Origin of the sequence: Nocardioides sp. J9 (assembly GCF_007829375.1) — a bacterium.
Lineage (GTDB): Bacteria > Actinomycetota > Actinomycetes > Propionibacteriales > Nocardioidaceae > Nocardioides.
On record NZ_VLJQ01000010.1, the window covers coordinates 1 to 7917 of the forward strand.

General features: G+C 72.6%; 7 protein-coding genes. 6 read left to right on the forward strand and 1 reads right to left on the reverse strand.

Features of this window, described 5'->3' with window-relative positions; all coding sequences use genetic code 11:
* Nucleotides 1–596: 596 nt before the first annotated feature.
* A complete protein-coding gene (locus tag L615_RS01610) occupies nt 597–1292 on the reverse strand; it encodes an NrtR DNA-binding winged helix domain-containing protein (RefSeq protein WP_145723887.1) in 696 nt (231 codons plus the stop codon).
* Between the two features lie 65 nt (nt 1293–1357).
* On the opposite strand from L615_RS01610, the gene L615_RS01615 reads away from it, so the two are divergent.
* The 6 genes from L615_RS01615 to L615_RS01640 form a co-directional block, all read left to right on the forward strand.
* Nucleotides 1358–2329: a TY-Chap domain-containing protein gene (locus L615_RS01615; protein WP_145723888.1), complete on the forward strand. Its 972-nt coding sequence runs from the start codon at nt 1358–1360 to the stop codon at nt 2327–2329.
* Entirely contained in the window at nt 2329–3855 is a 1527-nt protein-coding gene (locus L615_RS01620) for an ADP-ribosylglycohydrolase family protein (RefSeq protein ID WP_145723889.1), read from the forward strand. Before L615_RS01615 ends, L615_RS01620 begins: the two co-directional genes overlap by 1 nt.
* Nucleotides 3836–4453 carry an HD domain-containing protein gene (locus tag L615_RS01625; protein WP_051485723.1) on the forward strand — a complete coding sequence of 206 codons (618 nt, stop codon included), beginning with the start codon at nt 3836–3838 and terminating at the stop codon, nt 4451–4453. The genes L615_RS01620 and L615_RS01625 overlap by 20 nt, the downstream gene beginning before the upstream one ends.
* Nucleotides 4454–4602: 149 nt before the next feature.
* Nucleotides 4603–6108 (forward strand): DUF3375 domain-containing protein, encoded by a 1506-nt coding sequence (locus tag L615_RS01630; protein WP_145723890.1) that lies wholly within the window; start codon nt 4603–4605, stop codon nt 6106–6108.
* Entirely contained in the window at nt 6105–6824 is a 720-nt protein-coding gene (locus L615_RS01635; RefSeq protein ID WP_084255052.1) for a DUF4194 domain-containing protein, read from the forward strand. The genes L615_RS01630 and L615_RS01635 overlap by 4 nt, the downstream gene beginning before the upstream one ends.
* On the forward strand, nt 6821–7917 hold a 1097-nt coding region (locus L615_RS01640; RefSeq protein ID WP_315897766.1), incomplete at its 3' end, for an ATP-binding protein. The genes L615_RS01635 and L615_RS01640, both read left to right, overlap by 4 nt.

The window sequence follows — 7917 nt, forward strand, 5'->3', positions numbered from 1 at the left end:
GGCGGCCAGGGCGGTGGCCGTGGTGAGCGCTGCGGGTGCTGACATGTCCCGATTCTAGTCGAACAGGTGTTCGATCGCAAGGGCGAAGAGCGATGAATCCGCAGGTCAGACGCGTAATTGTGGCCGGCGGGCGGAGGTAGCCTGCGCCGGCCTCGGCCGCTTCTGTGCGCGGACTGCAGCCCGACCGCCGGACCCGACCATCCGCCCAGCGTCCTCGTCGCTGCCTTTCGGAACGCAACCACTCGACCGACCGCAGCCTCTGGCGATCTCTACCTAGTGGAACCCGCCGCCTGAAAGCGGGTTGACCTCTCCGTCGCGCCCGCCGCAGCCCGACCGCCGGACCCGACCATCCACCCAGCTTCCTCGTCGCTGCCTGTCGGAACGCAACCACTCGGCCGACCGCAGCCTCCGGTGATCTCTACCTGGTGGAACCCGCCGCCTGGAAGCGGTTCGACCTCTCCGTCGCACCAACCGCGCCCCGACGGGCGGACAGGGCCATCCACCCAGCCTCTCGTCGCCGCTTCTGGGAACGCAACCGCCCGACGACCGCAGCCTCCGATGAGTACGCCGAGCCCGGTGAGGCCGGCGCCGTCGCATCACCGAGCCCGCCGGTAGAGCGCCGCCGGCCGCCCCCGCAGGTTCGTCGCCAGCACTGGCTCCCCGTCCCGCAGTACCGGCTCGAGCATCGGCTTCATCCGGCGGTTGAAGTTGTCCTTGTGCAGCTCGTCGCCGACGACCGCCTCGTGCACCTTCCGCAGCTGGTGGAGGGTGAACGGCTCGGGCAGGAAGCCGTCGGGGTCGGGGTGGATGTCGACGTACCGGAAGCGGATCTCGTAGCGCTCCCGCAGGGACTCGACCGCCGCGGCGACGATTTCGTCGTGGTCGAAGAGGAGTGGCCCCTCATCGAGCAGCGTGCCGGCCCGGGTGACCGGGACGAGGTCGCCGGCGGCGGTGGCCAGGTCGGACTCGTGCAGCGACACGGAGTGGCCGGCCGAGATCGCCCAGGTGCGGTCGTCGCGGTCGGGGTCGTCGAAGAGGCGGAGCAGGCGGGGGCGGATGTCGTCGCGCGGCTCGATCCCGACCTTGCGGCGCAGCACGTCCTCGGCGGTCCGGGCCACGGTCCAGCGCTCGCGGATGAAGCCGCCAGGCAGGGCGCGCCCGCGCGGGTCGGCACGGTCCTGCACCAGCAGGCGCAGCTCGGGGTTTGTGTCGGACGCCCCCACTACGGTCAGCAGTGCGAGGTCGACGGTGACGCCGGGGCGGGGGTAGGACTCGAGGCCACGGGAAGCCATTCCCCGATATTAGCGCGACTCGCATGCTAATGTTTAGCGACAACGAGATGCTAAAGGAGGCTGTGATGACCGACGACAGCCGCGGCGGAGCGCCCGCCGACCCCGCGTTCCAGGTCGCCTGGGACGAGTTCGAGGAGGCCCTGGCGGGCTACCTCTCCACCATGGTCGACGGCGACGACCACCTGATCGTCGAGCTGCCCGGCGACGAGCGGACCGGCACGGCGCCGTACGTCCAGTTCGCCTCCTTCGGCGACGGCACCCGGCTGCGTGCCGAGGTGTCGGGCAACTGCTTCCTCGGGCCGGACTACGTGCTCGACGATGCCGACGAGGCGCTGCTGCGCCACGTCGGCTTCGCGGTCGACACGAGCGAGGGCGCCCAGGCTGGCAACTGGTACGTCGAGCGCCCCGTCGTCGAAACGCCTGCCGTCGCGCAGCTCGCCGTCCTGGCGCTGCAGGAGGTCCTCGGCGTGACCCACCCGCACCTGCTGACCCACCAGGCGTGGGGACCGGCGGCCGACGGTGTCGCGGCGCTCGGCCTCTGCTCCAGCAGCGACGTGCCGGTGGAGAAGGCGCCGATCGAGAAGACGACCGAGAAGGCGACCGAGAAGGCCACGCGCCGCCGGACGGCGTACCGCCCGAAGAACCGGCAGAAGCTGATCAAGCTGGTCGGCCGGGTGCTCGACGAGAAGTACGACGGGTGCCCCGAGCCGGACGACGACGGCGACTACGGCGTGCGGCACATGGGCCAGCCGGTCTGGGTCCGGGTGCGGGAGGACCAGCCGGCCGTCGAGATCTTCGCCCGGGTGACCCACGGCGTCCGGTCGCGCCGCGGTACCGCCGTGGAGGTCGGCCTGCTCAACCGCGACCACCTCTGGTTGAAGTGGGAGCTGCGGGGCCGGGACGTCTGGCAGAAGCTCGTGATTCCCGGATTCCCCTTCGTGCCGGAGCACCTGGACGGCATGCTCGACGTCTTCATGGACGCCATGACCTCGACCCGCGACGACCTGGCCCTCCGGGTCGGTGGAAGGACCGCCTGATGACCACACGGATCGACCTCACGTCGGCCCAGCTCGACCGCGCCTGCGGTGCCCTGCTGGGGTCGGCCGTCGGCGACGCCCTCGGCGCGGGCTACGAGTTCGGCAGCGCCGCGCTCGGCCCGGAGGGTCCGGCGATGATCGGCGGCGGCCTCGGCGGCTTCGCGCCGGGCGAGTGGACCGACGACACCACGATGGCGTGGTGCATCGCCGACGTCGCCGCGAGCGGCGTCGACCTCCGCTCCGAGGAAGGGCTGACGGCGGTCGCCCGGCGCTTCCGCGACTGGTACGGGACCGGTCCGGCCGACATCGGCATCCAGACCAGCCGGGTGCTGCGGGCCGCCGGGCCGGACCCGACCGGCGCCGCGCTGCTCGACGCCTCCCGCAAGCTCCACGAGAAGACCGGCCACACCGCCGGCAACGGCTCCCTCATGCGTACGGCGGCGGTCGCGCTGCCGTACCTCGACGACCCCGACGCCGTGGCGGAGGCCGCCGCGAAGGTCAGCGCGCTGACCCACCACGACCCGCGGGCAGGGGAGGCGTGCGTGCTCTGGTCGCTCGCGATCCGGCACGCGGTCATGGAGGGCGAGCTCGACGTCCGCGTCGGCCTCGACCTGCTCGACGACGACGCAGCCCGCTACTGGGCGAGCCGGATCGACGAGGCCGAGGTGCGCCGGCCCGGCCACTTCAACCCCAACGGCTGGGTGGTCGCCGCCTTCCAGGCTGCCTGGTCCGCGATCAGCCACACGCCGGTGCCGTCGGGCGGGGACGCCTGCCGCCACCTCGGCGACGTGCTCGCCGCCGCGATCGCGATCGGCGACGACACCGACACGGTCGCCGCCATCGCCGGCGCGCTGGTCGGCGCCCGCTGGGGCGCCTCCGCCGTCCCGGCCCAGTGGCGCCGGGCGCTGCACGGCTACCCGGGCATCCGGGGCGAGAGGCTCGTCGAGCTCGCGCACCTCGCCGCCAACCGTGGTCCCGGCCAGCACGGCTGGCCCACGGCGCGGATCGACTACCGTGAGAAGCGCTGGCTGCCACCGACCGGATCGACCCTGGTCCGGCACCCCCACGACGACGGGGTCTGGCTCGGCGACGCCGGCGTCCTCGACGAGCTGCCCGACGACGTCACCGCCGTCGTCAGCCTCTGCCTCGTGGGCAACGAGCAGGTGCCGGCTGACGTCGAGCACGTGACCTTCCGACTGATCGACCGCGCCGAGTCGCGGTCCAACCCGCACCTCGACTTCGTCCTCGCCGATGCCGCCCGCACCGTGGCGGCCCTGCGCGACGAGGGCCACGTCGTCCTGGTCCACTGCGTCGCCGCGCAGAGCCGGACCCCCACCGTCGGCGCGGCGTACGCCATGCTGCGGGGCGTGCCGCACGACGAGGCGCTCGACGCCGTCTGCGCCGCCCTGCCCGCTGCCAGCCCCAACCCGGCGTTCCGGGACGCGCTGACCCGCGCCGACCTGACGCCCCAGACTGCCGGGACCCCGGCACCGGAAGGAGGAGCCGATGGCTCCACGCGCCACTGACCAGCCCTGGCAGGACCTCGACCTCGTGATGCGTGCGGCGGCGTACGCCGCCGATGCGCACCGCGGTGACCTGCGCAAGGGCACGACGATCCCGTACCTCTCCCACCTCTGGTCCGTCGCCGCGCTCGTGCTCGAGCACGGCGGCGACGACGAGCAGGTCGCCGCCGCCCTGCTGCACGACGTCGCCGAGGACCACGGCGGCACAGCCCGCCTCGCCGACGTCGCGAAGGAGTTCGGGCCCGAGGTCGCCCGCCTGGTCGAGGCGCTCTCCGACAGCCTCGTCGACACCGACGCCGGCGAGGAGAAGGCACCCTGGCAGGAGCGGAAGTCGACGTACCTCCAGCACCTCGCCGACGTCGACGAGCGCGTCGCCCTCATCTCCGCCTGCGACAAGCTCCACAACGCGCGCTCGGTCGAGGCCGACCTGCGCGAGGTCGGCCCGGCGGTCTGGGAGCGGTTCCGGGTGCAGGAGCCCGAGCAGCACCTCTGGTACTACCGCTCGCTCGTCGAGGCCCTCCGGCCGAAGGTGCCTGCCGCGCTCGGCGAGATGCTGCAGCGCACCGTCGCTGCGATCGAGGAGCTGGCACAGCGGGACTGACGGCAATCCCGCGGCCGTCACCCCCGCCTCGCCAACCCCACCAGTCCCACCTGCATCCCGAACCACCGGTGACGCCCTCGGTGCGGGCTGCGGGGGTCTCCTCTGGAACACTGGCTCACCGATTTCGACCTGATCGGGAGGAGGGGACCGTGAGCGACATCGCCGGTGAGCTGGCGCGGGTCAAGGGTGCCTTCGCGCAGCCGACCCTCACGCTCCTCCACCAGCGGCAGGCACCGGTGGTGATCACGATCTTCCGGGCGGCGTTCGGGCGGAACAACAAGCCGATCCCGACGGCGCGGCTGCACACCCAGGTCGAGGAGCACCTCGCGGAGATCCGGCAGGCGGGGGAGCAGGACGTCCCCAGCGGCAGCGGCAAGGAGATCTGCCAGCGGTGGATGCGCGGCCAGTGGCTGGTGCGCTCGCTCGACGAGCAGGGCAACGAGGTCTACTCGCTGACCTCGCACGCGCAGCAGGCGCTCGAGCTGGTCAAGAACCTCACCCGCGACCGGGCCACGCTGAGCGAGCACCGGATCACCACCATCCTCGGCACGGTACGACGCTTCAACGCCGAGGCGAACCCCGACCGTGGCGCCCGGGTGACCCTGCTCAACGAGGAGATCGCGCGGCTCAAGGCCGAGCGCGACCGGCTCGTCGACGGCGCGGAGATGCCGGGGGCGACCGAGGACTACATGGTCGAGGGCTTCACCGAGCTGCTGTCGCTCATCTCCGCGCTGCCCAGCGACTTCGCGCGCGTCGAGGAGCGGTTCGCGACGATCCGGGCCGAGATCCTGGCGGCCTTCCGCGCCGAGGACCGGCCCGCCGGCGAGGTGATCGACGAGTACCTCGCTCGCGCCGACGCGCTGATCACCGCCACCCACGAGGGCCGGGCGTTCGAGGGCGCGTTCGCGCTGCTGCGCGACGACGCCCTGGTCACCCAGCTCCGCGAGGACCTCAACGCCCTGCTCGAGCACCCGCTCGCCGACCGGATCCTCGCCGAGGCCGATCGCGCGGAGCTGCGCGGCACGGTGCGCCTGGTGCGCGACGGCCTCGACCGCGTGCTCGCCCAGCGCAGCCGGGTGACGGCGACGCTGAAGGAGTACATCGTCAGCCATGACGCGGCCCGCGACCGCGAGCTCGAGCAGACGCTGCGGCAGGTCGAGTCCGAGCTGATGACGTGGATGGCGGAGACCGGGCCGCGCGCGACCCACGACGTCGCGCTGCTGCCGAACCGGGTCACCGTCGAGCACCTCCGCGAGCGCTTCCACGACCCGGCCGACGACGTGCTGCCGGAGCCGATCTCGGCCGCCGACCCGACCGATGCGCCCGGGCTGTCGCTGACCGCGCTGATGGCGCAGGGCGGCCCGCAGCTGGGCTCGCTGCGCCAGCGGCTCGAGGACGCGCTCGGCGACCTCGCCCCGGCCGGCTCCCTCGGCGAGCTCTTCGAGAGCCTCGAGCCGTCGCTGCGCCGCCCGGTGGAGATCTTCGGCCTGCTGCACCTGGCGGCCAACCGCGACCTGCGCGCCGACGACGAGCACGTCGAGACGTTCTCCGCCCTACGGCCCGACGGCACCCGCCGTACCTTCGCGGTGCCGCGCACGCCGTTGCCCGACCCCGACCTCGATCGTGACCCGGACCATGAGGGGGCCAGCACGTGACCACCGAGTACGCCGAGCTCGAGGAGACCCCGGAGCTCGATGACCTCGACGTCGTCGACGACCGCTCCGTCTCGCTCTTCGAGGGCGACGAGGGCGGCCTCGAGTACGCCCAGCGCCAGACGCTGGTGACCCTGCTCAAGCAGCGGTTCATCAGTGCCCGCACCCACCCGCGCGACTGGCAGGTGCTGGTCGAGCACGAGCAGCTGCTGCGGGGGCGGCTCAACGACCTCTTCCTCGACCTCCAGGTCGACCGCGCCCGCGAGGTCGCGTGGAAGCGCCAGGCGCAGGCGGAGGGCGGCGGCCGTTTCCCGACCCTGCTTCACGACACCGCCTGGTCGCGGGAGGAGACGCTCGTCCTGGTCCACCTGCGTGACCGGCTGCGGGCCGGCATCGCGGGCGGCGACGTGCGGGTGTACGTCGACCGCGACGACCTGCTCGACTACGTGGCCAGCTACCGCCCGGTCCACGCCACCGACGAGTCGGGTGACGAGAAGCGGGCGCGCAACGCGGTCACCAGCATCGTCAAGGCCGGACTGCTGATCCCCACCGCGTCCGACGACCGGTTCGAGATCAGCGAGGCCGTCGAGCCCCTGCTGCCGCTCGAGCTGCTCCAGGAGCTGCTCGAGGCGCTGCAGAAGGCGAACGGCACGCAGCGCGACGACGAGGCCGAGGCCCCGGCCGACGCGGACCTGTTCGAGGAGGACGACGCCGAATGAGCATCGACGAGGGCATCGAGACGGCCGACGGCCTGCTCGACCACCGCGACGAGACCGACGGCCTGTTCGAGAAGCAGGTCGTCGCCGCGCCCGCCGACGACACCGTGCAGTGGCGAGCGTCGCTGCTGCAGCTGGTCAACTGGGGCGGCTTCGGCGGCCTGACCACCGTCCCGCTCGCCGGCGACGCGACGATGATCTCCGGCGCCTCCGGCGTCGGCAAGAGCACCATCCTCGACGCCTACACCGCGCTGATGATGCCGTCGGACACCAAGTTCAACGGCGCCTCCAACGACGCCGTCGCCGGCCGCGCCCGCAGCGTCGGGCAGCGCAACCTGCTGTCCTACCTGCGCGGAGCCGTCGACGTCGTCGACGACCCGAAGACCGGCCGGCCGGTGGAGAAGCTCCTGCGCGGCAAGGGCGCCGACACCTGGGGTGCGGTGGCGATGACCTTCGTCAGCGACCAGGGGGGCCGGTTCACCGCGCTGCGCACCTACTACGTGCCGCGGSGSGCGAGCCGCTCCAGCGACGTGCTCATGCAGATGTGGACCCACGAGGGCGAGCTGCCGCTGGCGAAGCTCGAGGCCGCCGTCCCGGAGAAGTTCCACGCGAACACCCTCAAGAAGCTGTTCCCCGGCGTCCGCGTCCACCGCACGTACGCCGAGTTCTCGGCCGTGCTGCACGCCCGGCTCGGCATCGGCGCCAACGGCGACGGCGCGAAGGCGCTGCGCCTGCTCGCCCGGATCCAGGCCGGCAACCAGGTCCGCAGCGTCGACGAGCTCTACAAGGACATGGTGCTCGAGCGCCCGGCGACCTACGCCGCCGCCGATCGCGCCATCGAGCACTTCGACGACCTCGACGCCGCGCACGTCGCGATGCGCACCGAGCAGCAGAAGCTCGAGCTGCTCGAGCCGATCACCGACATCCACGAGCGTCGTACGACGGCAGCGAAGCGCCTCGAGGAGCTCGACTCCTACGGCATCACCCAGTCCGGCGACGAGACCCCGCTGCGGTACTGGCTGCTGCGCACCCACCTGCGCCTGATCGAGACCGCGGTGGCCGACAACCGCGACGCCCGTGCGGCCACGATGCAGGC

Excerpts from the sequence above, each read along its gene's own strand:
- L615_RS01610 (WP_145723887.1), bottom strand. The coding sequence starts at position 1,292 with ATGGCTTCCCGTGGCCTCGAGTCCTACCCCCGCCCCGGCGTCACCGTC.
- L615_RS01615 (WP_145723888.1), top strand. The coding sequence starts at position 1,358 with ATGACCGACGACAGCCGCGGCGGAGCGCCCGCCGACCCCGCGTTCCAG.
- L615_RS01620 (WP_145723889.1), top strand. The coding sequence starts at position 2,329 with ATGACCACACGGATCGACCTCACGTCGGCCCAGCTCGACCGCGCCTGC.
- L615_RS01625 (WP_051485723.1), top strand. The coding sequence starts at position 3,836 with ATGGCTCCACGCGCCACTGACCAGCCCTGGCAGGACCTCGACCTCGTG.